The organism is Pseudomonas sp. K5002, from assembly GCF_013386655.1.
GTDB lineage: Bacteria > Pseudomonadota > Gammaproteobacteria > Pseudomonadales > Pseudomonadaceae > Aquipseudomonas.
Genome location: NZ_JACARK010001354.1, coordinates 1 through 1,358 on the forward strand (window position 1 = coordinate 1; position 1,358 = coordinate 1,358).

At 61.7% G+C, this 1,358-nt stretch carries 3 protein-coding genes and 1 pseudogene; 2 read left to right on the top strand and 2 right to left on the bottom strand.

Going from position 1 to position 1,358, the window contains the following annotated elements; genetic code table 11:
* The coding region (locus HX846_RS36305; RefSeq protein WP_178967357.1) for an Ldh family oxidoreductase at nucleotides 1-372 on the top strand (372 nt) is incomplete at its 5' end.
* 40 nt (nucleotides 373-412) lie between these two features.
* On the opposite strand, the gene HX846_RS36310 is transcribed toward HX846_RS36305, so the two are convergent.
* A complete protein-coding gene (locus tag HX846_RS36310) occupies nucleotides 413-733 on the bottom strand; it encodes a YqjD family protein (RefSeq protein WP_003217958.1) in 321 nt (106 codons plus the stop codon).
* A gap of 175 nt (nucleotides 734-908) precedes the next feature.
* Between HX846_RS36310 and HX846_RS36315 the strand changes: the two genes are divergently transcribed.
* The gene (locus tag HX846_RS36315) at nucleotides 909-1,160 is read left to right on the top strand and encodes a hypothetical protein (RefSeq protein WP_003217960.1); all 252 of its coding nucleotides are present in this window, start codon (nucleotides 909-911) and stop codon (nucleotides 1,158-1,160) included.
* On the opposite strand, the pseudogene HX846_RS36320 reads toward HX846_RS36315, so the two are convergent.
* Nucleotides 1,135-1,358 (bottom strand): annotated as a pseudogene (locus tag HX846_RS36320) (LysR family transcriptional regulator); the annotation flags it as partial. The gene HX846_RS36315 and the pseudogene HX846_RS36320 overlap by 26 nt on opposite strands.

Consider the following 1,358-nt stretch of genomic DNA (forward strand, 5'->3'; position numbering starts at 1 on the left):
CCCAGGGCGATCCTCGAAGGCGGCGCGCTGCTGCCGTTTGGCGGGCACAAGGGGTCGGCCCTGTCGATGATGGTCGAGCTGCTGGCCGCGGCCCTCACGGGCGGTAACTTCTCGTTTGAGTTCAACTGGTCCGATCACCCCGGCGCCCGCACCCCATGGACCGGCCAACTGCTGATCGTGATCGACCCGAGCAAGACCGCCGGGCAGAGCTTCGCCGAGCGCAGCCAGGAGCTGGTGCGACAGATGCATGCGGCAGGGTTGCGGCGTTTACCGGGAGATCGGCGCCATCGCACACGGGCGAAGTCGCAGGCAGGCGGAATTGAGATCGAAACGCAGGAATTGAGTCGGTTGCGGGTGTTGGCACAGGCCTGAAGCGAGCTGCGCCCGGGGAGGGCGCAGCCGTTGCATCAGATCAGTTGCGGCGGCCCAGCAACAGGCCGACTACCAGGCCAAACCCGGCGGAAATCGCCACGGTCTGCCATGGGTGGCCACCGATATAGGTTTCGGTGGCATCCACCACCGGCTTGCTGCGCTCGCGCACATTGGACACCGAGTCCAGCGCCTGCTTGAGCTTGATGGCGACCTGTTCACGCAGGGTTTCACCTTCTTCTCCCACCAGTGACGCGCTGCTTTTGAGCAGCTTGTCCGATTCTTCGATCAGTGCGGTCAGTTCACTGAAGGCTTGGTCCTTGATTTGGTCTTCGACGGCTTGGGCGGCAGATTTGCGAGCCATTGGGTTAACTCCTTGCGGGTGAATGTGGCAATGAATGCGCTTGATGAAGAATGGAGTGTTTGAAGCGGGCAAAAGTTGCAGTTTTTTTCCTGTGGTCAGCTTAGGAGAAATCCAGGCCAGGAAATTTCAACCTACAGTGTAAGATGTCACCTATTTGTGCAGCAGGTAATTCAACATGAGCTTCAATCTGGCCAACAAGCCCCTCGCCGAGCGCGCCGCGCTGGAAGATGAAAAGTCCCGTCTCTACGACCTCTGGCAAAGCAACCTGGGCAAGGCCAAGGGGGAGGCCGCCCGCCTGTTTGGCGAACGCGCCAAGCGCAAGGGCAAATGGGCCGAATGGGTGCGTGCAGAACTGGACGGCATGTCACCACCGGAGTTCTCGAACATGGTGCGCAGTGAAGTCAATCGCCTGATGGCGGCGAAGTAAAACAAGCCTCGATTGCCTCGCGCACCTTGAGCAGCAACGGATCCAGTTGCGCCTGGGTGCGCCAGCCCAGCTCCACCGGGTAACGCGGCAGCGCCAGCGGGCAAGGCAGCTCCCTCAGTCCGGTCATCTGCGCGATGGCCTGGGCCGCATGGCCGGGGATGGTCGCCACCGCCTGGCTGCCCTTGAGCAGGAACGGCA

Excerpts from the sequence above, each read along its gene's own strand:
- HX846_RS36310 (WP_003217958.1), bottom strand. The coding sequence starts at position 733 with ATGGCTCGCAAATCTGCCGCCCAAGCCGTCGAAGACCAAATCAAGGAC.
- HX846_RS36315 (WP_003217960.1), top strand. The coding sequence starts at position 909 with ATGAGCTTCAATCTGGCCAACAAGCCCCTCGCCGAGCGCGCCGCGCTG.